This window comes from Actinomadura craniellae, assembly GCF_003289645.1.
Taxonomy (GTDB): domain Bacteria; phylum Actinomycetota; class Actinomycetes; order Streptosporangiales; family Streptosporangiaceae; genus Actinomadura_D; species Actinomadura_D craniellae.
In genome coordinates this window covers 135357-159452 of record NZ_QLYX01000015.1, presented here as the reverse complement: position 1 = coordinate 159452, position 24096 = coordinate 135357, and the positions used below count along the sequence as shown (strand labels likewise).

Here is a 24096-nt window from a genome sequence, read left to right as displayed (position 1 = left end):
TCCCGCCGGGCGGCCGCACGATGATCACAACTTGGCGGCATGTCCATCTTGTGGCGATATGCGCCCAATATCTTCAGCGCATGACGCAGCCCCCCGACCCGCCGGACCCCGGCTGGGCCCCGCCCGACGGCGCCGCTCCTCCCCCACCGCCCGAGCCGCCCGTCCCGGATCCCTCGCCTCCCGGCGGCGAATCCCCGCCTCCCGGCGACGCGCCCACGGGCATCCCGCCCGCCGGCGACGCACCCGCGGACGGCACGCCCACGGACACCCCGTCCACCGGCACGCCCGCCCCGGCCGACGGGACCGGGCCGTACGGGCCGCCGCTCCCCTCCCCGCAACCCCGGCTGAACGCCACCGCGGTGGTGGCGCTGACCTGCGGGCTCATCGCGCTGGTCCCGGTCGCCGTGGTCCTCGGGATCATGGCGCTCGTCCAGATCAGGCGGCGCGGCGAGCGCGGCCGCGGGCTGGCAATCGGCGGGCTCGTCGCGTCCGCCGTCTGGACGGTGGTCGGCCTGGTCGTCGCGGTCGTGCTCATCGTGACGGTGAACAACTTCACCGGTTCCCTGGGACGCCCGCTCGGCCAGGCCCTGCCCAACCCCGGCGAGTGCTACCTCCAGGAGGGCGACCGGGCGATCGACCTCAAGAACACCGCGTGCGACGCACCGCACCACGGACAGATGATCGTCACCTACCGGCTGCCCGAAGGCCCGTGGCCGGGGGATGACGAGGTCCTCCGGACCGTCGTGGCGGGCTGCACCCAGCGCGTCCGTGCCCTGCTCGGCACCCGTACCCCGGTGGAGAACGGCGTGATCCAGTGGTTCCCGCCCACCTCGCTCGGCTGGCGGGCGGGCGACCGCGAGGCGCGCTGCGCGATCGTCGGCCGCGAGGGCACCGAGCTGACGGCCCCGATCGCGATGCGCGACGTCGGCGTCCGGGAGTGGGCGGAACTCACGACCGGCCAGTGCATCAACTTTCCCCAGCAGATGGAGCAGAGCTTCACGGTGCGGGTCGTCGGCTGCACCACACCGCACGCGGCCCAGGTGACGCTGGCCTTCCCGCTCTCGCGGGGCGGCGGCTGGGCCCGGGAGCAGACCGAGGCCCGCTGCGAGAAGCGGTGGCGGGAGCTCTTCGGGCGGCGGCCGCCGGCCGAAGTCCAGCCGACGTTCCGGTGGTGGTGGGACGAGGACGACCCGACCGAGCAGAAGGCCGTCTGCCTGGCGATCGCCATGGGCGGGCCGGACACGCTGACCCGCTCACTGCTCCCGCGCTGATCCCGCGGGCGGCGTCGTTCATGATCACAAATTGGCGAATTGAGAGGTTTTCCGAGACTTACACCCATATCTTCTGCCGATGAGCCGATCTTCCGAACCACCGGACTCCGGGTGGGCCGCACCCGACCCCGATGTCCCCTCCGACCGCCCTCCCGACGCGCCCGTCCCGCCGCCCGCCGGATTCCCGGCGGGACCGGCGGGCGGGCCACCGCTTCCCCCCGGCCCCGAGGGGGCACCGCCCCGCAACCGGCTCGCGCTGGTCGCCCTGGTCCTCGGGCTGGTCGGCGGCGTGCTGTTCGCGGTCGGGTTCGCGATCGCCGCCCTCGTCCAGATCCGCCGGACCGGCGAGCGCGGCCGGGGCATGGCGGTCGGCGCGCTGCTCGTCTCCGCCGTCTGGCTCGCGGGCTCGGTGACCTTCGCCGTCACGAAGTTCGCCGATCTCAGCGATCTCGGCGATGTCACCGGCACGCCGGAGGTCCGGCGGGCCCTCATGATCTACCCCAAGCCCGGCGAGTGCTTCGACGTCCTCGGGGACGGCACGAACGCGACCAACACCCGGAAGGTCCCCTGCACCGGGCCGCACGACGCCCAGATGATCGTGTCCCTGCAATTCCCGCAGGGTCCCTGGAGCGGTGACACCGAGACCGAGCGGATCGCCGGCCAGGAGTGCGAACAGCGGTTCCGCGCCCTGTTCGGCACCCGCACCCCGGGCGAGAACATCACGATCTACACCATCTATCCGAGGCGGGAACACCTGGAGATGGGCGACCGCACGGTGTCCTGCGCGGCCGCCGCGATCGAGGGCAAACTGACCTCTCCGCTGGAGGTCCGCGACACCGGCGTCCGGGAGTGGTCCGAACTCAGGACCGGCCAGTGCATCGACTACGACACCGACCAGGCCAGCATCACCGTGAAGCTCGCGAACTGCGCCACCCCGCACACCGGTCAGGTGCTGCACACCCTCCGGCTCCCTGGCAGCGCCTGGCCCGGCGAGCGGGTGGTCGGGAAGCGGGCCGAAGCCGCCTGTGACAAGAAGTGGGCGTACTTCGGCGACGACCCCATCGCCGACCGGCTGCTGATGAGCTCGCTCCACCCGACCGAGGACACCTGGGCGCAGGGCGACCGGAGCGTCCAGTGCGTGGTGACCGCGGAGCACGGGAAGCTGCGCCGCTCGGTGATGCGGAGCTGACCCGCCCGTTCCGGCCGGGCCGCGGTGCGACCCGGCCGGAAACCGGTGGTCACACCACGGCGCCGGAGTCGCCGACCGGGCGGTGTTCCGGGCGGCGCTGCTGCCGGCCGGCGGGCGGCGTCCCCGGGCTGCGGCCCTGCAGCAGGATCGCGATCGGGGTCGCGGTGAACACGCTCGACCAGGTGCCGACGATGATTCCGATCAGCAGCGCGATGGCGAAGTCCGTCAGCGAATCGCCGCCGAGCACGGCCAACGCGGCCAGGATGAAGAGCGCACCCATACCGGTGTTGACCGTGCGCGGCACCGTCTGGAGGGCGCCCCGGTTGGCCAGCGCGGCGAACCGTCCCTTGGGATCGGCCTGCCACAGTTCCCGGATCCGGTCGAACACCACCACCGAGTCGTTCACCGAGTAGCCGATGATGGTCAGCAGCGCGGCCAGGAACACCCCGTCGACGGGTTTGCCCAGCCAGGCGAACACGCCGACCACGATGATCACGTCGTGCGCCATGGCCAGCACCGAACCGGCACCGAACGTCCAGCGGAACCTGATCGCCAGGTAGATGAGCTGCGCCAGCAGCGCCACCCCCAGCGCGATCAGCGCCTTGGTGCGGAGCTCGTCGCCCAGGCTGGGGCCGATGAGCTCGTCCCGCTGCTTGGTGACCTGGCCGCCCTCCTTGGCCAGCGCGGTCTGGATGCGCTTCTCCTCGACGTTGGTCAGCTTCTCGGTGCGGACCGTGATGTCGTCATCACCGGAGGACTGCACCACCGCGCGCGGGAAGCCGGCCGCCGAGACCGCCTCGCGGGCGGTGTCGGCGTCAAGGGTCTTGGTGGTGGAGTACTCGACCAGCCGGCCACCGGTGAACTCCACCCCCAGATTGAGGCCCTTGACGAAGACCCCGGCCACCGCGAGGCACACGGCGACACCGGAGACCGCCAGCCAGAGCCGGGACCGCTTCATCAGGTCGGGGTTACGCCGCTCCAGCCAGTCGCGGACCCGGCCGGTGGAGCCCAGCCCGGTCAGCTTCGGCCGGCGGGAGATCGCCCGGCGGCTCAGCGCCCACTCGACCAGGACCCGGGTGACGACCAGCGCGGAGAACAGGGACGCGAGGACACCGATGGTCAGCGTCACACCGAAGCCGCGCACCGGCCCCGAGGCCAGGAAGAACAGCAGCCCGGCCGCCAGCAGGGTGGTGACGTTGGAGTCGGCGATCGCGGTGAAGGCCTTGTCGAACCCGACGGTCAGCGCCCGGCGCACCCCCTTGCCCGGCTGGGCGGCGTACTCCTCCCGGGCACGCTCGAACACCAGGACGTTGGCGTCCACCGCCATACCGATCGCCAGCACGAAACCGGCCAGCCCCGGCAGGGTGAGCGTCGCGCCCAGGGCGACCAGCGCGGCATAGGAGATCAGCCCGTAGCAGGCCAGCGCGACCGTGGCGAGCGCGCCGACCAGCCGGTAGATCCAGATGATGAACAGGCCGGTGAGGGCGATGCCGATGACGGCGGCCTGCCAGCTCGCCTCGATGGCCTCGTCGCCGAGGGTCGGGCCGACCACCCGCTGCTCGATGATCTCCACGGGCACCGGCAGCGACCCGCCCTGGACCAGCGCGGCCAGGTCCTTGGCCTCCTGGGTGGTGAAGTCACCGGTGATCTGGGTCGAGCCGCCCGCGATGCCGATGCCGCAGGCCACCTCCGGGACCACGCCGGGCGAGGAGATCACCTTGCCGTCGAGCACGATCGCGATGCGCCGCTCGTCGCCCTGGGCGCAGGCGGCCTTGGCGGTGACCTGCTGCCAGGCCTTCCCGCCGTTGCCGCGGAAGTCGATGGTGATGAACCAGCCCTGCCCCTGCTGGGTGTCGAAGCCCGCGGTGGCCTTGCCGATGCCCTCACCGGTGAGCGCCGCGGGCCCGATCTTGATCGGCTGGCCGCTCTCGTCGGGGATGATCTGCTGGCCCTTGGCGGCCTTGCCGTCGTTGGCCAGGACGGGATGCGCGGTGAGCTGGGCGGTCTTGCCGATCACCTCGGCCGCCCGGGTGGGGTCCTGGAGGTCGGGCAGCTCGACGATGATGCGCCGCTCGCCCGACCGGGTCATCGAGGGCTCGGACACGCCCAGCGCGTCGACGCGCTTGCGCAGCACCTCCAGGGCCCGGTCGGTCGACTCCCGGTTCGCCTTGGCGTTGGGGGCGTCCTTGGTCTCAAGGACGATCTGGGTTCCGCCGCGCAGGTCGAGGCCGAGGCGGGCGGGTCTGTCGATGACGAAGTAGACGGATAGCGCGATGATCGCGAACGCCAGCAGCGTCCGCACCGTGCGGGACAAGGGAACGACCTCCTGGGAGACCTCGCGACGCCATGCCGGAACGGCGACGCGCCCGCCGGAGGCGGCGGGGACGATGGGGAAAAGACGTCAGGAACCCGGGAGGAACGGCGGGGCCCGACCGCGCACGGTGCCGGGACGCCCGCCCGGCCGGCCACCGGGGACGGCCGCCGCCCGGTCGGGCGCCACGGCCGGAGGCGGCGGCACCGCCGGCTCGGCGGGCAGGCCCGCGACCGAGCCGTGCGCCGGAACACCGGTCCGCTGGTGGGCGGGCGGGGCCAGTTCGGCGCGCTTGACCGGCCGGGTGTGACCGGCGGTGCGGGACCCGCCCTTGCCGCTCAGTGCGGACTTGGCGGAGGCCGCCTCGTGCAGCCCGGCGATGGCCGGCGAGGCGAAGCCGGGCAGCAGGCCGAACCCCAGCACGCCCAGCGCCACGACGACCAGCCGGGCCAGCCGGCCCGGCTCGATGGCGGGATGTCGGCACGGCGGCCGACCAGGATCGCGCACGCGCATCCTTCCGTCGGCGACCGGTGAACGCCACCGTACCGGACCATCGGCCCGGCACGCCGCGCAGCCGTGGCGCGGGCGAAGAACCAGGGCCGCCTCTCCCCACCCTAATCCAGGAAGAAGCGGCCCTTTCCGGTCAGTGCCTACGCGCCGACGAGGTGCGCGGCCAGGAACGACTCGACCTGGGAGATCGCGATGCGCTCCTGGTTCATCGAGTCACGCTCCCGCACCGTCACGGCGTCGTCCTCCAGGCTGTCGAAGTCGACCGTGATGCAGAACGGCGTGCCGATCTCGTCCTGCCGGCGGTAGCGCCGGCCGATCGCGCCGGCGTCGTCGAAGTCGACGTTCCAGTTACGGCGCAGCGCCGCGGCCAGGTCACGGGCCTTGGGCGACAGGTCGGTGTTACGCGACAGCGGCAGCACCGCGGCCTTGACCGGGGCCAGCCGGTGGTCGAGACGCATCACGACCCGCTTCTCCAGCTTGCCCTTGGCGTTGGGCGCCTCGTCCTCGGCGTAGGCGTCCATCATGAAGGTCAGCACGCAGCGGTCGACGCCGGCCGCCGGCTCGATCACGTACGGGACGTACCGCTCGCCGGACTCCTGGTCGAAGAAGGACAGGTCCTGACCCGACGCCTTGGAGTGCGTGGTCAGGTCGTAGTCGGTGCGGTTGGCGATGCCCTCCAGCTCGCCCCACTCGGTGCCGGTGAAGCCGAAGCGGTACTCCACGTCGACGGTGCGCTTGGCGTAGTGCGCCAGCTTCTCCTGCGGGTGCTCGAACAGCCGCAGGTTCTCCTTGCGGATGCCCAGGTCGACGTACCACTGCAGGCGCTGGTCGATCCAGTACTGGTGCCAGTCCTCATCGGTGCCGGGGGTGACGAAGAACTCCATCTCCATCTGCTCGAACTCGCGGGTGCGGAAGATGAAGTTGCCCGGGGTGATCTCGTTACGGAACGACTTGCCGATCTGGCCGATGCCGAACGGGATCTTGCGGCGGGCGGACTGCTGCACGTTGAGGTAGTTGATGAAGATGCCCTGCGCGGTCTCGGGCCGCAGGTAGGCCAGGCCGGACTCGTCCTCGACCGGGCCGAGGTAGGTCTTGAGCAGGCCGTTGAACATCTTCGGCTCGGTGAAGGAGCCCTTGACACCGCAGTTCGGGCAGTTGACGTCGGCCAGGCCGTTCGCCGGGGGGCGGCCGTGCTTCTCGGCGTAGGCCTCTTCGAGATGGTCGGCCCGGAACCGCTTGTGGCACGACTGGCACTCGGTCAGCGGGTCGACGAACGCCTGCACGTGGCCGCTGGCCTCCCAGACCTCGCGGGCGAGGATCACGCTGGAGTCGAGGCCGACCACGTCGTCGCGGCCCTGCACCATCGACCGCCACCACTGGCGCTTGACGTTGTTCTTCAGCTCCACGCCGAGCGGGCCGTAGTCCCACGACGCGCGCAGTCCGCCGTAGATCTCGCTCGACGGGTAGACCAGGCCACGCTTCTTGGCGAGGTTGACGATCGTGTCCATCACGTCGGAACGGCGTGCCATGGAAATGCTCCATCCGGCTGGCGGTCGGCGGGATTGGTCGCGGGCCCGGCGGCGAGGCCGAGCGGTCGGTGATCCCCGTGTGGAGGCACCGGAACGCGTCCCTCGACGGTACGGCCCCGGTGCCGCGAATGGCCACCAAGTTTAGGGCACGCCGGTGACCACGCGGTTCAGCGCGGCGGGCGGCCCGGCCGGGGCCCGCGCGGCGGGCGGCCTGCTTCCGGGTGGGACCGGCACGACCACCGCGGGCGCGGTTCCTCGCGCTCCTCGCCGGGCCTCATCGCACAGATCCATCCCAGGCTGCGCACGGCGCACCCCCGTTCTCCCCGATTGGTACTGCCGCTGTGATCACCGGACGGAGAGCCCGGCAAACGACACTCGATGATCTCTTGTCCCGGACATGCGAACTCGTGACCGCCGCGACCGCTCAGACGATCTCGTACGCGCCGGGCTCGTCGACGGCCAGCGCCGACAGCGGGATGGCCAGTTGCCGGATCTCGGGGACGCCCAGCCCACGCCGGTAGAAACCGGCGCCCTCCCACTCGGTGACCAGGGCCCACAGGGTGGGGTCGTCCACGGTGCGGCCCAGCCGGCCCCAGCGGTGCCCGGGGCACTGCGCCAGCGCGTCGAGGATCAGGCGGGCCCGTTCGGCGAAGGACTCGGCCTCCGTCTCCGGCACCCGGTACCGGGTTATCGCGAGCATCCGTCCATCCTGGCATCGCCGCCGGGTTCGGGGGCGATCGGGCGTAGCGTGGCGTGCACCGGAAGATCTCAGGAGGCGAGGCGACGATGCCGGATTCTCGACAGGCCGGGCCGACGGGCGTCCGCGCGGCGGTGGAGCGGTGGAGTGCCGTTCCCGTGGTGTTCCTGCACCAGCTGCCGCGCTGGGTGCTGCTGGTGGCGATCTTCGCGCTGCTGGTGGTCGCCATGGCCGTCGGCGGCTGGGCGGGAGCGGTCGCGGCGCTGGCGCTGGCCGCGTTCCTGGGCTGGTTCGCCTACCTCAACTGGCCCCGGCTGGACCCGGGCGGGCGGCTGCTGCGCGTCGTCGCGCTGGGGGCGCTTCTCGCTCTTGCCGCAGGTCATGCCACGGGACGATTTTGACAATGGTTTTCATCTTCTGCACACTGGCCCCGTGTTCTCTTCCACATGCTTCCGGCTTTTCGCCCCGTGGACGGCCCTGACCGCCGCGCTCCTGACCACCGCGACCGCCTGCGGCGGCGACACCGGCGGGGCCTCAGGCGACGCGACCGGCACGACGCGGGTCATCGGTTCCTTCTACCCCATGGCCTGGCTGGCCGAACGCGTCGGCGGCGGCGACGTGTCGGTGACCACCCTCACCAAGCCCGGCGCCGAGCCGCACGACCTCGAACTGACCCCGCGCCAAATCGGCGAGATCAGCGACGCCCGGCTGGTGGTCTACATCAAGGGCGTCCAGCCCGCCGTCGACAAGGCCGTCGACCAGCAGGCCCGCGGCAGGGCACTCGACGCGGCGAGCGCCGTCAAGACGCTGCCCCCGCCCGCGGCGGACGCGCACGGCCACGGCGAAGGCGAGCACGACGAGGGCGAGGAGCTGTCCTATGACCCGCACCTCTGGCTCGACCCCAGCCGGCTGGCGACGGTCGCCACCGCGCTCGGCACCCGCCTGGCCGCCGCCGACCCGGGGCGCGCCACCACCTACCGGGCCAACGCCGCGAAACTCGCCAGGGAGCTGAACACGCTCGACGGCGAGTTCAAGGCCGGGCTGGCCCAGTGCCGGCAGAAGACGATCGTGACCGCGCACGCCGCGTTCGGCTACCTCGCCGACCGCTACGGGCTGAAGCAGATCTCGATCGCCGGTGTCGACCCCGGCAACGAGCCCTCCCCCAAGCGGCTGGCGGAGCTCACCCACGAGATCGAGCACACCGGCGCCACCACGATCTTCACCGAGACCCTGGTCAGCCCGAAGGTCGCCGAAGCCCTCGCCCGGGAGGCGAAGGTGCGCACGGCGGTCCTCGACCCCGTCGAGGGTTTGGCCGAGGGAGCCAAGGGCGACTACCTTTCCGTCATGCGCACCAACCTGCGGACACTCCGCGGAGCACTGGGCTGCGGCGGATGACGACCGGCGACCCCTTCACGATGACCGGCGGCCGGGTCCGGCTGGAGGGCCGGGAGGTGCTGCGCGGCATCGACCTGCGCGTCGCCACGGGCGACATGCTGGCCGTGCTGGGTCCCAACGGGTCCGGCAAGTCCACGCTGATCCGGGCGCTGCTCGGGCTGGTGCCCCTGGCGGGCGGCCGCACCGAGATCTACGGGGTCCGGCCCGCCCGGTTCCGCGACTGGCACCGGGTCGGCTACGTGCCCCAGCGGCTCACCGTGGGCGGCGGGGTGCCCGCCACGGTGCGCGAGGTCGTCGCGTCCGGACGGGTCGCCCGGCAATCGCGGTGGCGGCCCTCGTCCAGGGCCGACCGGGCCTGGGTCGACCGGGCGCTGGCCGCGGTGGACCTGACCGACCGGGCGCGCGACCCGGCACAGGAGCTGTCGGGCGGCCAGCAGCAGCGGGTGCTCATCGCCCGGGCCCTGGCCGGCGAACCCGACGTCCTCGTCATGGACGAGCCGACCGCGGGCGTCGACACGGGCAACCAGGAGACGCTGGCCGCGACGCTGGCCGGCCTGGTCGAAGACGGCCGCACGGTGGTGCTCGTGGCGCACGAACTGGGGCCGCTGGAGCCGCTGATCACCCGTTCGGTGGTGCTGGAGCACGGCCGCGTGGTGCACGAGGGCACCCCGCCCCCGCCCGAGGGCGAGTGCGCCAAGCCCGGCCACGACCACGTGCACCCACACGAGGCCGCCGACCCGCCCGCCCCGCTGCGGTCCTGGAGCATCGGCGCATGACCGAGCTGCTGCAACTGGAGTTCATGCGCATCGCCCTGGTCATCGCGGTGCTGATCGGGCTGACCGCGCCGGCGGTCGGCACGTTCATCGTGCAACGCCGGCTGGCCCTGCTCGGCGACGGCATCGGGCATATCGCGCTCACCGGCATCGGGCTCGGCCTGCTGACCGGCACCTCCCCGGTGCTCGGCGCGCTGGTGGTCTCGGCGCTCGGCGCGGTGGTGATCGAGGTGCTGCGCGCCCGCAGCCGGACCGGCGGCGACGTCGCGCTGGCGATCCTGTTCTACGGCGGGCTCGCCGGCGGCGTGCTGCTCACCAACATGCAGGGCGGCGGGACCAGCATGCAGAGCTACCTGTTCGGCTCGATCAGCAGCGTCACGGTGAGTGACCTGTACGTGATCGCCGCGCTGGCGGCCGCGGTGCTGGTGATCGTCCTGCTGTTCGGCCGTGAACTGTTCCTGCTCTGCCAGGACGAGGAGGTGGCCCGGGCCAGCGGTCTGCCGACCCGCTTCCTGAGCCTGCTGATCGCGATCACCGCCGCAGTCACCGTGGTGATCGCGATGCGGGCGATCGGCCTGCTCCTGGTCAGCGCGCTCATGATCGTTCCGGTCGCGGCCGCCCAGCAGCTCACCCGCGGCTTCCGCGCCACGATGCTGCTGGCGATGGTGATCGGTGTACTGTCGGCGGTGTCGGGGTTGGTCGGCTCCTTCGAGTACGACCTCACCCCGGGTCCCTCGATCGTGATGGTCACCCTGGCGGTGTTCGTCCTGGCGGTGGTCGGGGGGGCGTTGACGCGGCGGCGCGCCCACCGCGCGCCGGCCGAAAAGGTCGAGGTGGAGGCGGCACAGGCATGACGACGGCACGCCGGGACGCGGTACGGCGGGTCCTCATCGGCAGCGACGGATTCCGCAGTGCCCAGGACATCTACGCCGACATGCGCGCAGACGGCGCCAAGATCGGGCTGACCACCGTCTACCGGGCGCTCCAGGCGCTCAGCGACTCCGGTGAGATCGACGTGCTGCGCACCGACGACGGCGAGGCCGTCTACCGCGCCTGCCGCACCGACGAGCACCACCACCATCTGGTCTGCCGGACCTGCGGCCGCACCGTCGAGGTCGAGGGGCCCGCCGTCGAGCGCTGGGCCGAGTCGATCGGCGCCGAGCACGGCTTCACCGACGTCACCCACACCGTCGAGGTCTTCGGCACCTGCCCCACCTGCGCCGAGTAGCGCCGCCCGGCTTCGCGTGAAGCCGGGCGGGTGGGGAAGAATCAGCCGCATGGCTACGACACGCACCGCCAACGCGCATTGGGAAGGCCCGCTCACCAGCGGGCGGGGCAATGTCTCGCTGGACTCCTCCAAGGCCGGGACCTTCGAGGTGACCTGGGCGTCGCGCGCCGAGACGCCGAACGGGCGGACCAGCCCCGAGGAACTGATCGCGGCGGCCCACTCCACCTGCTTCTCGATGGCGCTGTCGCACGGGCTCGCCGGGGCCGGCACCCCGCCGGAGACCGTCGACACCCGGGCGGACGTGACCTTCCAGCCGGGCGAGGGCATCACCGGCGTCCACCTGACGGTCCGGGCCAGCGTGCCGGGCATGTCGGCCGCCGACTTCGAGGCCGCGGCCCGCAACGCCAAGGACAACTGCCCGGTCAGCCAGGCCCTGGCCGGCACCAAGATCACCTTGGACGCGGCGCTGGTCTGAGCCTGCTCTGGGCCTGCCCTGGGCTCGTTCCGGGCTCCGGCTACGCGCCGCCCGGGGCGGGCTCGTTGGGGACGGCCCCGCCGTAGCGGCGGTCGCGCGAGGCGTAGAGCTCGCAGGCGTGCCAGAAGTGCCGCCGGTCGAAGTCGGGCCAGAGGGTGTCGAGGAACACCATCTCGGCGTACGCCGACTGCCAGAGCAGGTAGTTGGAGATCCGCTGCTCGCCCGAGGAGCGCAGGAACAGATCGACGTCGGGCATGCCGGGCTCGTCGAGGTAGCGGGCGAACACCCGCTCATTGACCTTGTCGGGGTTGAGCTTGCCCGCCGCCACGTCCCGGGCGATCGCCGCCGCGGCGTCCGCGATCTCGGCCCGGCCGCCGTAGTTCACGCAGAACTGCAGGGTCAGGACGTCGTTGTCACGGGTCAGCCGCTCGGCGTCCTCGAGTTCGGAGATGACGCTGCGCCACAGCCGCGGCCGCCGGCCGGCCCAGCGGACCCGGACGCCCATCTCGTGCAACTGGTCGCGGCGGCGCCGGATCACGTCCCGGTTGAAGCCCATCAGGAAGCGCACCTCCTCGGGGGAGCGCTTCCAGTTCTCGGTGGAGAAGGCGTACGCCGACAGGTTCGGGACGCCGAGTTCGATCGCCCCCATGATGACGTCGAAGAGGGAGTGCTCTCCCCGCCGGTGGCCCTCGGTGCGGGGCAGGCCCCGTTCCTTGGCCCAGCGCCCGTTCCCGTCCATCACGATCGCCACGTGCCGGGGCACGAGGTCCTTCGGAATCGCCGGCGGACGGGCCCCGCCCGCATGTGGTTCCGGCGGCCGGACAGCCCTGCTCAAACCCTCTCCTCGTTCGCTTGGTTCGCCTCGTTCATGATCACTTTCCGGTCCGCCTCGGGCGCGCGCACCGGGTCGCGCTCGACGTGCCGCAGGGAGCGGACGCCGTGCTCCAGGTGCCACTGCAGGTAGGCGGCCACCAGCCCGCTGCATTCCGCCCGGTACCGCAGCTCGCTCCGGTCGGCGTGCTCCCAGTCGCCCCGCAGCAGCGCCACCATCAGCTCGAACGTGGGCTGCGCCGGGGTCGCCGCACCGGCCGGCCGGCAGGCCGCGCACACCCCGCCGCCCATCGCGAGGGCGAAGGCCCGCAGCGGGCGCCGGTCACCGCAGCGGGCGCACGCGTCGAGAGCGGGCGCCCAGCCGGAGACCGACAGCGAGCGCAGCAGGAAGGCGTCCAGCACCAGCCGCGGGTCGTGCTCGCGGGTCACCAGCGTGCGCAGCCCCCCGACGAGCAGCAGGAACTGCCGCAGCGCGGGCTCGCGCTCCTCGGTGAGCTTCTCGGCGGTCTCCAGCATCGCCGTGCCGGCGGTGTACCGCGGGTAGTCGGTGGCCAGCGGCCCGCCGTACGGGCGGAGCGTCTCGGCCTGGGTGATCAGGTCGAGCGAGCGCCGCTCGTAGAGCTGCAGGTCGACGTGGGTGAACGGTTCGAGCCGCGCCCCGAACCGCGACTTGGTCCGGCGCACCCCCTTGGCCGCGGCCCGGATGCGCCCGGTGCGGCGGGTCAGCACCGTCACGATGCGATCGGCCTCACCCAGCTTCTGGGTGCGGAGCACGATGCCCTCGTCGCGGTACAGCGTCACCAGATCATTGTCCCGCATCCGGCAGGCGGCCGGATCCGGCCTCCCCTTTCTCACGGAACGCATGGATTTGATCACGTTCTGCTGCGAACGTGGACGGCATGATATGCACGATCGTCCCTCCGCATCTCCTGGAGCGGCTCGCGCGCGACGCGGCCGACCCCGCGCTGCGTGAAGCCGCGCGGCGTACCTTGATCATCAGCACCGCGCAGCGGATCGAACGCCGGCTGTGCGACACCTCCTCCCCCGCCCCGGTGGAGGACTTCCTGCCCGACCGCACGATCACCGACGCCGAAAACCGGGAGGAACTGCCCGGCCGTAAGGTCCGCGGCGAGGGCGACCCGGCGACCGGCGACACCGGCGCCGACCAGGCCTACGAGTGGCTCGGCGTGACGTTCGACTTCTTCGAGGCCGCCTACCAGCGCAACTCCATCGACGGCGCCGGGCTGGCGATGGTCTCCACCGTGCACTACGGCCGCGACTACGCCAACGCCTTCTGGAACGGCGAGCAGATGGTCTACGGCGACGGTGACGGCGTGCTGTTCAACGCCTTCACCGGCCCCCTCGACGTGACCGGCCACGAACTCGTCCACGGCATCACCCAGTACACCGCGAACCTCGACTACTACGGCCAGTCCGGTGCGCTCAACGAGTCGATATCGGACGTGTTCGGCGCGCTCATCGCGCAGTGGCACCTGGGCCAGACCGCCGACCAGGCCGACTGGCTGATCGGCGCGGGGCTGCTCGCCGACGACGTGGACGGGGTGGCGCTGCGGTCGATGAAGGAGCCCGGCACCGCCTACGACGACCCCCGGCTGGGCAAGGACCCGCAGCCCGGGCACATGGACGACTTCGTGCACACCTACCGCGACAACGGCGGCGTGCACATCAACTCGGGCATCCCCAACCGCGCCTTCTACCTGACCTCGGTGGAGATCGGCGGGCACGCCTGGGAGAAGGCGGGCCGCGTCTGGTACGAGACCCTGACCGGCGACGGCATGTCCTCCGACATGCAGTTCTCGGCGTTCGCCACGGCCACCGTCGCGACCGCCGAGCGGCTGTACGGGGCGGACGCCGACGAGACCAAGGCGGTCCGGGGCGGCTGGGCGGGGGTGGGCCTGCGGGTGTGAACACGGACGGGCCCCGGCCGCGAGGTCTTCGCGGCCGGGGCCCGTACAACGACCACCCGCGGCGGTTCTCGCCCCTGTGATCGAGTCTGGTTACGGCAGGTCAGGCGCGGGCGGCCCGGTTGACCGCCGACAGCACGGCCTTCAGCGAGGCGGTGACGATGTTGGCGTCGATGCCCACGCCCCAGAGCGTCCGGCCGCCGACCTCGCACTCGACGTAGGCGGCGGCCCGGGCGTCACCGCCCGCGCTCAGCGCGTGCTCGGTGTAGTCGAGCACCCGGACCTGCACGCCGACCGGGGCCAGCGCGTCGACGAACGCCGAGATGGGGCCGTTGCCGATGCCCTCGATCTCGCGGATCTCCCCGTCGACGCGGACGTCGCAGTTGAGCAGGTCACGCTCGTCCACCCGGGAGGAGGTGCGGTGTGCGAGCAGGCCGATCCGCGGGCCGTTGGACAGGAACTCGGCCTCGAAGATCTGCCACATCTGCTCGGGGGTGACCTCGCCGCCCTCGGTGTCGGTGTGCTCCTGCACCACCCGGGAGAACTCGATCTGCAGCTTGCGGGGCAGTTCCAGCGCGTGCTCGGTCTTCATGACGTAGGCGACGCCACCCTTGCCGGACTGGCTGTTGACCCGGATCACGGCCTCGTAGGTGCGGCCCACGTCCTTGGGGTCGATCGGCAGGTAGGGGACCTCCCACTGGAAGCCGTCCACCGGGACGCCGGCCGAGGCGGCGTCCCGGTCCAGCCACTCGAAGCCCTTCTTGATGGCGTCCTGGTGGGAGCCGGAGAAGGCGGTGTAGACCAGGTCGCCGCCGTAGGGGTGCCGCTCGTGCACGGGCAGCTGGTTGCAGTACTCGACGGTGCGCCGGATCTCGTCGATGTCAGAGAAGTCGATCATCGGGTCGACGCCCTGGGTGAACAGGTTCAGCCCCAGGGTCACCAGGCACACGTTGCCGGTGCGCTCGCCGTTGCCGAACAGGCAGCCCTCGATCCGGTCGGCGCCCGCCTGGTAGCCCAGCTCGGCGGCGGCCACCGCGGTGCCCCGGTCGTTGTGCGGGTGCAGCGACAGCACGATCGAGTCGCGGTGGGCCAGATGCCGGTTCATCCACTCGATCTGGTCGGCGTACACGTTGGGGGTGGCCATCTCGACGGTGGCCGGCAGGTTGATGATGACCTTGCGGTCGGGGGTGGGCTGCCACACCTCGTTGACCGCGTTGCAGACCTCGACCGCGTACTCCAGCTCGGTGCCGGTGAAGGACTCGGGTGAGTACTCGAAGAAGATCTCGGTGTCACCCATGTCCTCGGCCAGCTTCTTGCACAGCTTGGCGCCCTCGACGGCGATCGCGGTGATGCCCTCGGTGTCCTGCCCGAAGACCACCCGGCGCTGCAGCGTGCTGGTCGAGTTGTACAGGTGGACGATGGCCTGCTTGGCGCCGCGGACGGATTCGAAGGTCCGCTCGATCAGTTCCGGCCGGGCCTGGGTCAGCACCTGGACCACCACGTCGTCCGGGATCCGGCCCTCTTCGATGATCTTCCGGACGAAGTCGAAGTCGGTCTGGCTGGCGGCCGGGAAGCCGACCTCGATCTCCTTGTAGCCCATCCGTACCAGCAGCTCGAACATCGCCAGCTTGCGGGTGGCGTCCATGGGGTCGATCAGGGCCTGGTTCCCGTCGCGCAGGTCCACCGCGCACCATCGCGGCGCCTCGGTGATCACCTTGTCGGGCCAGGTGCGGTCGGTCAGCTTGACCGGCGCGAAGGGGCGGTAACGCTGGAAGGGCATGCCGCTGGAACGCTGCTGGGACGCGTCGTACTGCGAAGAAGAAGACATTGTGCTGCGGGCTCCTGTGCTCGGATCCTGCGGCCGACGGTCACGTCAAAGCCCCGCAGCGAGGGAGCCGACCTGGTTACAGGCCCCCGCTGCGGCCGCTAAGGAGGAGCAGCTCGCGGAACACGCCCGCAAACCTAACAGATACCGAACCGCGAGGAGTAATCCGGCCCACCCGTGTCACGGGTGGGCCGGCGCCGTCCTCAGCCGGCCCTCAGATGGCAAGGAGGCGTTTCACCTTGTCGTCGCGGAGGTCCTCGGCGGTACCGGAGTGCTGGACGGCCCCGCCCTCCAGGATCACGAACGCGTCGGCCAGGCGCAGGGCCAGTTCCAGGTACTGCTCGACGAGCAGCACGGCCAGGCCCTTCTCCCGGTGCAGCCGTTCGATGGCGGCCTCGATCTCCAGGACGATCGACGGCTGGATGCCCTCGGTGGGCTCGTCCAGGATCAGCATGCGCGGCCGGGTGACCAGCGCCCGCGCGATCGCCAGTTGCTGCTGCTGGCCGCCGGACAGGAATCCGGCCCGGCGCTTGAGCATCTCCTTGAGCCGGGGGAAGACGTCCAGCGCCTCGTCCACCGCGGCCCGGTCACGATGCGCGGTCGCCTCCAGCGTGACCTGGAGGTTCTCCCAGACGGTGAGCTGGGGGAACGTCTCGTGGCCCTGCGGGACGTACCCCATGCCCAGCCGGACCCGCTCGTAGGTGGGCAGCTTCGTCACGTCGCGGCCGTCGAAGACGACCTTCCCGGCGGTCGGCGTCAGCACGCCCATGATCGAGTTGAGCAGCGTGGTCTTGCCGACCCCGTTGCGCCCCATCACGCACATCAGCCGGCCGGCGCCCACCGTCACGTCGACGCCGAACAGCACCCGTGCCCGCCCGTAGGCCGCCTCCAGCCCGGTGACCTGCAGCATCTCGCTCACGCGGCGTCCTCTCGGGAACGGCCCAGGTAGACCTCCTGGACCCGGGGGTCGGCCTGCACGGCGGCCACGTCGCCCTCCACCAGCACGGTGCCCTCGTGCAGGACCGTGACCTGGGAGGCGTACCGGCGCAGGAACTCCATGTCGTGCTCGATCACGATCACCGTGTGGTCCTTGGCGATCTCGGTGAGCAGTTCGCCGGTGCGCTCCCGCTCGTCCTTGCTCATGCCGGCCACCGGCTCGTCGAGCAGCAGCAGCTTCGGTCCCTGGGCGATGAGCATGCCGATCTCCAGCCACTGCCGCTGGCCGTGTGAGAGCACGCCCGCCGGGCGCTCGGCCAGGTCGGTCAGCCCGATCGTCTCCAGCGCCGCCCGGACCGTGTCCGAGACGCCCCTGCGCTGCCGCAGCAGCGCGGCCAGCGGCCGGCGGAAGCTCGCCGCCAGGTCCAGGTTCTCGACCACCGACAGTTCCTCGAACACCACGGAGGTCTGGAACGTGCGGCCGATGCCCAGCCGGACGATCTTGTGCTCCTTGTGCCCGACCAGTTCGGTGCCACCGAACCGCACCGACCCGGCGGCGGGCCGGGTCAGCCCGGTGATCACGTCGATGAGCGTGGTCTTGCCGGCCCCGTTGGGGCCGATCAGGAAGCGCAGCTCCCCCTGGTCGACGGTCAGGTCGATCCCGTCGATGGCCCGGAAGCCGTCGAAGACGACCTCCAGCCCGCGGATCTCCAGCAGTGCGCTCACGCCGGCACCTCCTGCTTCTGCGGTACGGGGGCGTCGTCCTCGGCCGCGGGGGGTCTGCGGCGCCGGGCGAGGGCGTCCCGGGCCTGGTGGTAGACGCCGATCGCGCCCTTCGGCGCCAGCGTCATGACCAGGATGAACAGGGCGCCCTGCAGGTAGAGCCAGCCGCCGGCGAACTCCTCGCTGAAGCCGGTCTTGGCGTAGTTCATGATGATCGCGCCGAGGATCGCGCCGGCCAGCGCGTACCGGCCGCCGATCGCCACCGCCACGACCAGTTCCAGCGACGGCACCACGCCGAGCAGGGACGGCGAGATGATGCCGACGACCGGCACGAACAGCGCCCCGGCCAGCCCCGCCATGCCCGCCGAGATCGCAAAGGTGATCGTCTTGACCGTGGCCGGGTTGTAGCCGAGGAACCGCACCCGGTCCTCGCCGTCCCGTACGGCCACCAGCAGCCGGCCGAACCGGCTCTTCACCAGTTGCCGGGCGCCCAGGTAGAGCACCCCGAGCACCAGCGCGGTGACGAAGTACATCGACCGCTGGGTGCTCTCGGCCTCGGGGTCCTGCCCGAAGATGTCGTAGAAGTTGGTGAGCCCGTTGGTGCCGCCGGTCAGGCCCTGCTGCCCGACGAGCAGGATCACGAAGGCGGCGGCCAGCGCCTGGCTGAGGATGGCGAAGTACGCGCCGCGCACCCGCTGCCGGAACACCAGGGTGCCGAGCAGCAGGGCCACCGCGACCGGCACGAGCACCACCGCGGCCAGCGCCACCACCGGGTTGGCGAACGGCTTCCAGAACGCCGGCAGCGTCTCGACCCCGCTCCACTCCATGAAGTCGGGCAGCCCGCCGGGCCCGGCGTCGTGCAGCTTGAGGTACATCCCCATCGCGTAGCCGCCGAGGCCGAAGAAGACGCCCTGGCCGAGGGTCAGCATGCCGCCCTGGCCCCAGGCCAGGCCGATGCCCAGGGCGACGATCGCGAAGCACAGGTACTTGGCCAGCTCGTCCAGCCGGAACGGCGGCAGCACCAGCGGGGCGACCACCAGCAGGAGCAGGGCGACGAGCGCGAACAGGCCGTAGCCGCGGAGTTTTTCGCTCATGTGAGAGCCCTCGATCGAAGGACGAACAGACCCTGCGGCCGGAACTGCAGGAAGGCGATGATCGCGGCGAACACGATCACCTTGGCCAGGCTCGCGTCGGTCCAGAACTCCGCGTAGGAGTTGAGCAGGCCGAGCGCGACCGCGGCGATCACGGCGCCGCGCAGCTGCCCGAGCCCGCCGGCCACGACCACCAGGAAGGCGTCGACGATGTAGTAGGTGCCGAGGTTGGGGCCGACCGGGCCGATCAGCGTCAGCGCCACACCCGCGACCCCGGCCAGCCCGGAGCCGATGAAGAACGTGAGCTGGTCGACGCGCTCGGTGTCGACCCCGCTGCATCCGGCCAGTTCGCGGTTCTGCATGACCGCGCGCATCCTGCGGCCCTGCCGGGAACGGTTCATGTACGCCCAGATCGCGATCACGCAGATGATCGCCAGCGCCATGATGAACAGCCGGGCGTAGGGCAGGTTGGAGCCGAACATCTCCACCCCGCCCGACAGCCACGAGGGCGCGACGACCTGGACGTTGGGGGCGCCGAAGATGTCGCGCGCCGCCTGCTGGAGCACCAGGCTCACCCCCCAGGTGAGCAGCAGGGTGTCCAGCGGCCGGCCGTAGAAGTGCCGGATCGCCAGCCGTTCCAGCAGCCAGCCCATGGCGCCCGCGACGACGAACGCCACGGGCAGGGCCACCGCGACCGCCTGGGTGCCGGTCAGGTCCTGAAGCATGTAGGCCGTGTACGCACCGGCCATGATGAACTCGCCGTGGGCCATGTTGATCACGCCCATCTGGCCGAACGTGAAGGTGAGGCCCAGCGCGATCAGCAGGAGCACCGCGGCGATGCTCAGGCCGATCGGCAATTGGTTGAACAGGGATTCCACTGCCGCCTCCGGGGCTTCGCGGCCTTCTCGGCCGCCGGTGATACGCCGTGGCACGGCCCGCGCGCCCCGTCGCGCGCGGACCGTGCACCCACAGTCAGGACAGGGTCAGGACAGGCCGGTGGCCCAGGGGTAGGTCTTGAGGTACGGGTCCGGCTTGATCGGCTTGCCGGAGTTCCAGACCTCCTTGATCAGGCCGTCCGGCTGGATGACGCCGATCCGGGCGGTCTTGTACATGTGCTGGTTGCTGCCGTCGATGGTGACCAGGCCCTCGGGACGTTCCAGCGCGATCCCGCCGGCGGCCTTCTTCACCGCCGCGACGTCGGTGCTGCCGGCCTTCTTGACGGCCTCGGCCCACAGGTAGACGGCGTTGTAACCGGCCTCCATCGGGTCGGAGGTGACCTTCTTGGCGCCGTACTTGGCCTTGAAGGCCTTGACGAACTTCTCGTTGGCCGCGCCCGGGGTGGTCTGGTAGTAGTTCCAGGCCACCGGGTGGCCGACGATGTTGTCGATGCCGATCCCGCCGACTTCCTCCTCGGCGACGCTCACCGACATGACGGGCATCTGGGCGGCCGTGATGCCGGCGCTCTTCAATTGCTTGAAGAAGGCCACATTGCTGTCACCGTTGAGGGTGTTGAACACCGCGTCCGGCTTTGCTTGGGCGATCTTATTGACGAGCGTGCTGTATTCGGTGTGCCCCAGCGGGGTGTACTCCTCGCCCAGAATCTCCATTCCGTTGGCCTTTGCGTAGGCCTTGATGATTTTGTTCGCGGTGCGCGGGAAGACGTAGTCGCTGCCGACCAGGAAGACCTTCTTCTTGCCCTTTTCCTTGAGGTAGTCGAGGCCCGGGACGATCTGCTGGTTGGTGGTCGCCCCGGTGTAGAAGATGTACGGCGAGCTCTCCAGCCCCTCGTACTGGACCGGGTACCACAGCAGCGCCTTGTTGCGTTCGAAGACCGGGAGCATGGCCTTGCGGCTGGCCGAGGTCCAGCCGCCGAACACCGTCGCGACCTTGTCCTTCCTGATGAGCTTCTGGGCCTTCTGCGCGAAGGTGGGCCAGTCGGACGCCCCGTCCTCCACGACGGGCTGGAGCTTCTTGCCGAGGACGCCGCCGGCGGCGTTGATCTCCTCGATGGCGAGCAGCTCGGCGTCCCGGACGGTGACCTCACTGATCGCCATCGTGCCGCTGAGCGAGTGCAGCAGTCCGACCTTGATGGTGTTTCCGTCCGCTCCCCCGGACGCATTTTCTCCTGATTCTCCACCGCAGGCGGTGAGTAGCATCGACGGCAAAATCGCCAATGCTGCCATACGACGCAGGAATGCTTTCCGCAACTGTTCACTCCTCACAGAGAGGCCCCCGCCGCCTTCGTTTTCTGTGAACAAGTTCGCGGAATGATATTTCCGCCAATCATCCGATATGTGAACAGTGCTTTACCAAACCCTCACCGCGCATATCGTCGCCGGTGAGCGGTTGGAACGGTCGAGAAACGGTGTCAGCGGCCGGGCACGAGAACCGACAGGCAGGTGACGCAACCGTCCAGGGCCTCGAATTCGCTGATGTCGACCGTGGTGACCTGGTAGCCGTCCGAGCGCAGCAGCGCGGCGGTGCGGGGCGCGGAGGCCGCCAGCAGCGCGTGGTCGTCGCCCAGCACCACCACGTGCGCGCCGGTGGGCTCGGGAACCACCTGAAGATACGGCAGGACGGTGGTGTCGACCAGGTCTGGCAGCCCGATCAGCGACCCGTCGGGCAGCGCGGTCATCGCGCTCTTGAGGTGCAGGCACCCGCGCACGTCCACGGCGACCACCCGGCGGTTCAGCAGCGCGCCGAGCTGGCAGATCGCGTCGTGGTCGGTACGCGCCGAACGCCCCACGTACACCGTGTCGCCGACCTGGAGCACGTCGCCGCCCTCCAGCGTGCCGGGCGGCTCGACCCGGCACACGTCCAGACCCAGGTCGCGGACGGCCTTCTCCGTTCCGGCCACCTCGGGGACGCGGGATTCGACGCCCGGCCGGGCCAGCACCGCGAGATCGCCGCAGACCACCACCGTGTCCTCAACGAAGGGCGCGTCAGGCAGGTCGTCGGCCGCGTCCACCGGGTGGATCCGCCAGCCGGCCGCCGCAAGCGCCGCGATGTACGCGTCGTGCTGACGATACGCCAGCACGGCATCGACCGGCCGGCGTTCGACGTGGGTCACGATGCCCTCGGCCACCCGCGGTCCGGGCCGCCGCACCAGGGCCGTGCCGGGACGCCCGGTCACCGTGCCGCGCCCTCGGTCGTCACGATCACGCCCAGCGCGTGCGCCGGGGAGAGGCCCAGGTCGCCGGCCACCCGGTGCAGCGCCTGCCGCTCCGCGTCGCTCAGCCCGCCGTCGGCCAGGGCGACGCGGACCACCTGGGCCAGGAACCACTCCCGGGCCTCGACGGTGAGCTGGCCGCCGGCCCGCGTCACCTCCTCGTCGAGGAACTCCTCCCGCAGCCGCAGGTCGGCCTCGACGGCGGAGTCGTCGTAGTTGTGCTCGCCGTACCCGCGGACGGCCTCGACGGCCCGGCGCCGGGTCGCCGGGTCGGTCGGGTCGCCCGCGCGGAGCACCAGCCCCACCGCGGCCCGCATCCCGGCCGGCAGGGCGGCGGCCATCTCGTGCGCGGTCGGCAGCCGCAGCACCGAGGCCTGGAACCGGGCCCGGCAGGTGCGGCACTCGATCACCTCGCCGACCCGGCCGAGCGGAATCACCGGCAGGAAGAACAGGGTGAACCAGCGGCGGCCGGCCCGCCGGCGGTACGCGCGGTCACCGCCGCACCGGTGGCAGTGGAAGGTGCCTTCGTCGATGGTGCGGAAGAACACCGACAGCCCGAAAATCAGCAACACCGAAGTCTCCCCCCAAACATGCCTTAAACCAACGTACCGAGCCCTGAAGATCGCCATGACCGATTCTGCCGGGCGGGCGGTCCGGATCCTGCCCGCCACCACCTCTTAAAGTGGCCGCATGAGCCAGCATGGTGATCTGGATCACGGCCCACCGGAGCGGCCGCGCTTCCTCCCGCCGGAGTACGCGCCCGCGCCGGCTCCCGTGACACCCGTACCGACCGCGCCCGCACCGGCCGGGCGCAGCCCGCTGCACTACGCGATGGTCGCCGCCGCCGGCGTGCTGCTGGTCTCGGGCTTCCTGCCCTGGATCCGCGCCGAGGTGATGTTCCGGCTGTACAGCTACAGCCGTGCGGGCGTCGAGGCGGACGGCACCGGGCAGCTCATCCCCGTCATCGCCCTGCTCGTCATCGCCCTGGCGATCTGGGGGCTGGCCGTCTCCGACCCGCGGATCTGCCTGTACGCCGCGGCGCCGGCCGGGCTGGGCCCGGTCTGCTGCGGGATCTTCCTGCTCCGGCTGAACGGCCTGCGGGACGGTCTCAGCGCCGGGAGCAGCTATGGCTTCGAACTCTCGCTCGGCTACGGCTGGTGGACGTCCCTGGCCACGTCACTGCTGGTCGTCGGCCTCGGCCTGGCCGGCGCCATGACCCACCGATCCCCCGAGCAGCCCGCCCGGCCGGACCAGCCGCCGACCGAGCCACCTCGGCCGGCTCAGTCGTAGAACCCCAGGCGGCGGAGTTGCTTGGGGTCGCGCTGCCAGTCCTTGGCGACCGACACCCGCAGGTCCAGGAAGACCTTGGTGCCCAGCAGCGCCTCGATCTGCCGGCGGGCGCGGGTGCCCACCTCACGCAGCCGGCTCCCCTTGGTCCCGATCACGATCGCCTTCTGGCTGGGCCGCTCCACGAAGACGTGCGCGTAGATGTCCACCAGATCGGGGCGGTCCTGGCGCGGCAGCATCTCGTCGACGACCACGGCGATCGAGTGCGGAAGCTCGTCGCGCACGCCCTCCAGCGCCGCCTCCCTGATCAGCTCGGCCACCAGCAACTGCTCGGGCTCGTCGGTGAGATCACCCTCGGGGTACAGCGGCATCCCCTCGGGCAGGTGCGAGACCAGCAGGTCGCCCACCAGGTCCACCTGGTAGCCGTCCACCGCCGAAACCGGAACGATGTCGACGAACTCCCCCAGCTCGCCGACCCGTAGCAGTTGCTCGGCCACCTGTTCCTTGGTGGCCAGGTCGGTCTTGGTGACGATCGCGAGAGTCGGGGTCCGGCGGACCTGGGCCAGTTCCCGGGCGATGAACCGGTCGCCGGGGCCGATCGGCTGGTCGGCCGGCACGCAGAACCCGATCGCGTCGACCTCGGTCAGCGTGGAGCGGACCAGGCTGTCGAGCCGCTCGCCGAGCAGTGTGCGCGGCTTGTGCAGGCCTGGGGTGTCGACCACGATCAGTTGTGCGTCCGCGCGGTGCACGATGCCGCGGATGGCCCGCCGGGTGGTCTGCGGCCGGCTGCTGGTGATCGCCACCTTCGAGCCCACCAGGGCGTTCATGAGTGTGGACTTGCCCACGTTGGGCCGCCCGATGAAACAGGCGAACCCGGCGCGGAAGCCCTCGACCGGTCGTTGGGGCGTCGTCTGCGGCGATGTCACTCCCT

At 71.1% G+C, this 24096-nt stretch carries 25 protein-coding genes; 10 read left to right on the top strand and 15 right to left on the bottom strand.

Annotation, left to right across the window (positions count from 1 at the left end; genetic code table 11):
• Positions 1-80: 80 nt before the first annotated feature.
• Complete coding sequence (locus DPM19_RS27485; protein WP_111870948.1) at positions 81-1271, top strand: DUF4190 domain-containing protein; 1191 nt, start codon at positions 81-83, stop codon at positions 1269-1271.
• A gap of 79 nt (positions 1272-1350) precedes the next feature.
• Positions 1351-2460: a DUF4190 domain-containing protein gene (locus tag DPM19_RS27480; RefSeq protein WP_111870947.1), complete on the top strand. Its 1110-nt coding sequence runs from the start codon at positions 1351-1353 to the stop codon at positions 2458-2460.
• A gap of 49 nt (positions 2461-2509) precedes the next feature.
• On the opposite strand, the gene secD is transcribed toward DPM19_RS27480, so the two are convergent.
• From secD to DPM19_RS27460, 4 genes are all read right to left on the bottom strand, one after another.
• Entirely contained in the window at positions 2510-4774 is a 2265-nt protein-coding gene (gene secD / locus DPM19_RS27475; RefSeq protein ID WP_111870946.1) for a protein translocase subunit SecD, read from the bottom strand.
• An 87-nt stretch (positions 4775-4861) separates the two neighbouring features.
• Entirely contained in the window at positions 4862-5278 is a 417-nt protein-coding gene (locus DPM19_RS27470) for a hypothetical protein (RefSeq protein ID WP_111870945.1), read from the bottom strand.
• Positions 5279-5421: 143 nt separating this feature from the next.
• Positions 5422-6810: a glycine--tRNA ligase gene (locus DPM19_RS27465; RefSeq protein WP_199485310.1), complete on the bottom strand. Its 1389-nt coding sequence runs from the start codon at positions 6808-6810 to the stop codon at positions 5422-5424.
• Positions 6811-7234: 424 nt separating this feature from the next.
• Positions 7235-7510, bottom strand: coding sequence for an antibiotic biosynthesis monooxygenase family protein (locus DPM19_RS27460; RefSeq protein ID WP_111870944.1), 276 nt, complete (start codon positions 7508-7510; stop codon positions 7235-7237).
• 86 nt (positions 7511-7596) lie between these two features.
• Between DPM19_RS27460 and DPM19_RS27455 the strand changes: the two genes are divergently transcribed.
• Genes DPM19_RS27455 through DPM19_RS27430 form a run of 6 tightly spaced genes read left to right on the top strand, consistent with a single transcriptional unit; the run spans position 7597 to position 11378 of the window.
• Positions 7597-7908, top strand: coding sequence for a DUF6703 family protein (locus DPM19_RS27455; protein WP_111870943.1), 312 nt, complete (start codon positions 7597-7599; stop codon positions 7906-7908).
• Positions 7909-7939: 31 nt separating this feature from the next.
• Positions 7940-8902 carry a metal ABC transporter substrate-binding protein gene (locus DPM19_RS27450; protein WP_233510789.1) on the top strand — a complete coding sequence of 321 codons (963 nt, stop codon included), beginning with the start codon at positions 7940-7942 and terminating at the stop codon, positions 8900-8902.
• Positions 8899-9678: a metal ABC transporter ATP-binding protein gene (locus DPM19_RS27445; RefSeq protein ID WP_233510788.1), complete on the top strand. Its 780-nt coding sequence runs from the start codon at positions 8899-8901 to the stop codon at positions 9676-9678. Before DPM19_RS27450 ends, DPM19_RS27445 begins: the two co-directional genes overlap by 4 nt.
• Complete coding sequence (locus tag DPM19_RS27440) at positions 9675-10529, top strand: metal ABC transporter permease (protein WP_111870941.1); 855 nt, start codon at positions 9675-9677, stop codon at positions 10527-10529. The genes DPM19_RS27445 and DPM19_RS27440 overlap by 4 nt, the downstream gene beginning before the upstream one ends.
• Positions 10526-10903, top strand: a complete 378-nt coding sequence (locus DPM19_RS27435; RefSeq protein WP_111870940.1) for a Fur family transcriptional regulator — start codon at positions 10526-10528, stop codon at positions 10901-10903. The genes DPM19_RS27440 and DPM19_RS27435 overlap by 4 nt, the downstream gene beginning before the upstream one ends.
• Before the next feature lie 49 nt (positions 10904-10952).
• Positions 10953-11378 (top strand): OsmC family protein, encoded by a 426-nt coding sequence (locus DPM19_RS27430; protein ID WP_111870939.1) that lies wholly within the window; start codon positions 10953-10955, stop codon positions 11376-11378.
• Positions 11379-11418: 40 nt separating this feature from the next.
• Here the strand turns inward: DPM19_RS27430 and DPM19_RS27425 are convergent, their stop codons facing one another.
• Both DPM19_RS27425 and recO read right to left on the bottom strand, forming a co-directional pair.
• Positions 11419-12213 (bottom strand): isoprenyl transferase, encoded by a 795-nt coding sequence (locus tag DPM19_RS27425; RefSeq protein ID WP_233510787.1) that lies wholly within the window; start codon positions 12211-12213, stop codon positions 11419-11421.
• A complete protein-coding gene (gene recO / locus DPM19_RS27420; RefSeq protein WP_199485309.1) occupies positions 12210-13010 on the bottom strand; it encodes a DNA repair protein RecO in 801 nt (266 codons plus the stop codon). The genes DPM19_RS27425 and recO overlap by 4 nt, the downstream gene beginning before the upstream one ends.
• Before the next feature lie 98 nt (positions 13011-13108).
• On the opposite strand from recO, the gene DPM19_RS27415 reads away from it, so the two are divergent.
• Positions 13109-14137, top strand: a complete 1029-nt coding sequence (locus tag DPM19_RS27415; RefSeq protein WP_111870997.1) for a M4 family metallopeptidase — start codon at positions 13109-13111, stop codon at positions 14135-14137.
• 100 nt (positions 14138-14237) lie between these two features.
• Here DPM19_RS27415 and leuA read toward each other — a convergent pair whose 3' ends face one another.
• The 8 genes from leuA to DPM19_RS27375 all read right to left on the bottom strand — a co-directional run bounded on the left by leuA (position 14238) and on the right by DPM19_RS27375 (position 22450).
• The gene (leuA, locus tag DPM19_RS27410) at positions 14238-15962 is read right to left on the bottom strand and encodes a 2-isopropylmalate synthase (RefSeq protein ID WP_233510786.1); all 1725 of its coding nucleotides are present in this window, start codon (positions 15960-15962) and stop codon (positions 14238-14240) included.
• Positions 15963-16173: 211 nt separating this feature from the next.
• The gene (urtE, locus tag DPM19_RS27405) at positions 16174-16869 is read right to left on the bottom strand and encodes an urea ABC transporter ATP-binding subunit UrtE (protein WP_111870996.1); all 696 of its coding nucleotides are present in this window, start codon (positions 16867-16869) and stop codon (positions 16174-16176) included.
• A gap of 5 nt (positions 16870-16874) precedes the next feature.
• The gene (urtD, locus tag DPM19_RS27400; protein WP_233510785.1) at positions 16875-17621 is read right to left on the bottom strand and encodes an urea ABC transporter ATP-binding protein UrtD; all 747 of its coding nucleotides are present in this window, start codon (positions 17619-17621) and stop codon (positions 16875-16877) included.
• Positions 17618-18712 carry an urea ABC transporter permease subunit UrtC gene (urtC, locus tag DPM19_RS27395; RefSeq protein ID WP_111870935.1) on the bottom strand — a complete coding sequence of 365 codons (1095 nt, stop codon included), beginning with the start codon at positions 18710-18712 and terminating at the stop codon, positions 17618-17620. Before urtC ends, urtD begins: the two co-directional genes overlap by 4 nt.
• On the bottom strand, positions 18709-19587 hold the full coding sequence (urtB, locus tag DPM19_RS27390; protein ID WP_111870934.1) for an urea ABC transporter permease subunit UrtB: 879 nt from the start codon (positions 19585-19587) through the stop codon (positions 18709-18711). The genes urtC and urtB overlap by 4 nt, the downstream gene beginning before the upstream one ends.
• A gap of 105 nt (positions 19588-19692) precedes the next feature.
• Positions 19693-20892 carry an urea ABC transporter substrate-binding protein gene (gene urtA / locus DPM19_RS27385; RefSeq protein WP_111870933.1) on the bottom strand — a complete coding sequence of 400 codons (1200 nt, stop codon included), beginning with the start codon at positions 20890-20892 and terminating at the stop codon, positions 19693-19695.
• Positions 20893-21077: 185 nt separating this feature from the next.
• The gene (gene ddaH / locus DPM19_RS27380; RefSeq protein WP_111870932.1) at positions 21078-21842 is read right to left on the bottom strand and encodes a dimethylargininase; all 765 of its coding nucleotides are present in this window, start codon (positions 21840-21842) and stop codon (positions 21078-21080) included.
• Positions 21839-22450 carry a zinc-ribbon domain-containing protein gene (locus DPM19_RS27375; protein ID WP_158566912.1) on the bottom strand — a complete coding sequence of 204 codons (612 nt, stop codon included), beginning with the start codon at positions 22448-22450 and terminating at the stop codon, positions 21839-21841. The genes ddaH and DPM19_RS27375 overlap by 4 nt, the downstream gene beginning before the upstream one ends.
• Before the next feature lie 118 nt (positions 22451-22568).
• Here DPM19_RS27375 and DPM19_RS27370 point away from each other — a divergent pair, with 118 nt between their 5' ends.
• A complete protein-coding gene (locus DPM19_RS27370) occupies positions 22569-23168 on the top strand; it encodes a hypothetical protein (protein ID WP_146779011.1) in 600 nt (199 codons plus the stop codon).
• Here DPM19_RS27370 and era read toward each other — a convergent pair.
• Positions 23159-24091 carry a GTPase Era gene (gene era, locus DPM19_RS27365; RefSeq protein WP_111870929.1) on the bottom strand — a complete coding sequence of 311 codons (933 nt, stop codon included), beginning with the start codon at positions 24089-24091 and terminating at the stop codon, positions 23159-23161. The two genes, DPM19_RS27370 and era, sit on opposite strands and share 10 nt — an antisense overlap.
• Positions 24092-24096: the final 5 nt, after the last annotated feature.

What these genes read in the sequence shown, in the direction of transcription:
- urtE (WP_111870996.1), bottom strand. Translation starts at nt 16,869, where the DNA reads ATGCTGCAGGTCACCGGGCTGGAGGCGGCCTACGGGCGGGCACGGGTG.
- DPM19_RS27460 (WP_111870944.1), bottom strand. Translation starts at nt 7,510, where the DNA reads ATGCTCGCGATAACCCGGTACCGGGTGCCGGAGACGGAGGCCGAGTCC.
- DPM19_RS27430 (WP_111870939.1), top strand. Translation starts at nt 10,953, where the DNA reads ATGGCTACGACACGCACCGCCAACGCGCATTGGGAAGGCCCGCTCACC.
- DPM19_RS27480 (WP_111870947.1), top strand. Translation starts at nt 1,351, where the DNA reads ATGAGCCGATCTTCCGAACCACCGGACTCCGGGTGGGCCGCACCCGAC.
- DPM19_RS27465 (WP_199485310.1), bottom strand. Translation starts at nt 6,810, where the DNA reads ATGGCACGCCGTTCCGACGTGATGGACACGATCGTCAACCTCGCCAAG.
- leuA (WP_233510786.1), bottom strand. Translation starts at nt 15,962, where the DNA reads ATGTCTTCTTCTTCGCAGTACGACGCGTCCCAGCAGCGTTCCAGCGGC.
- DPM19_RS27455 (WP_111870943.1), top strand. Translation starts at nt 7,597, where the DNA reads ATGCCGGATTCTCGACAGGCCGGGCCGACGGGCGTCCGCGCGGCGGTG.
- DPM19_RS27445 (WP_233510788.1), top strand. Translation starts at nt 8,899, where the DNA reads ATGACGACCGGCGACCCCTTCACGATGACCGGCGGCCGGGTCCGGCTG.
- DPM19_RS27370 (WP_146779011.1), top strand. Translation starts at nt 22,569, where the DNA reads ATGAGCCAGCATGGTGATCTGGATCACGGCCCACCGGAGCGGCCGCGC.
- DPM19_RS27440 (WP_111870941.1), top strand. Translation starts at nt 9,675, where the DNA reads ATGACCGAGCTGCTGCAACTGGAGTTCATGCGCATCGCCCTGGTCATC.
- DPM19_RS27485 (WP_111870948.1), top strand. Translation starts at nt 81, where the DNA reads ATGACGCAGCCCCCCGACCCGCCGGACCCCGGCTGGGCCCCGCCCGAC.
- DPM19_RS27435 (WP_111870940.1), top strand. Translation starts at nt 10,526, where the DNA reads ATGACGACGGCACGCCGGGACGCGGTACGGCGGGTCCTCATCGGCAGC.
- DPM19_RS27415 (WP_111870997.1), top strand. Translation starts at nt 13,109, where the DNA reads ATGATATGCACGATCGTCCCTCCGCATCTCCTGGAGCGGCTCGCGCGC.
- urtC (WP_111870935.1), bottom strand. Translation starts at nt 18,712, where the DNA reads ATGAGCGAAAAACTCCGCGGCTACGGCCTGTTCGCGCTCGTCGCCCTG.
- urtA (WP_111870933.1), bottom strand. Translation starts at nt 20,892, where the DNA reads ATGGCAGCATTGGCGATTTTGCCGTCGATGCTACTCACCGCCTGCGGT.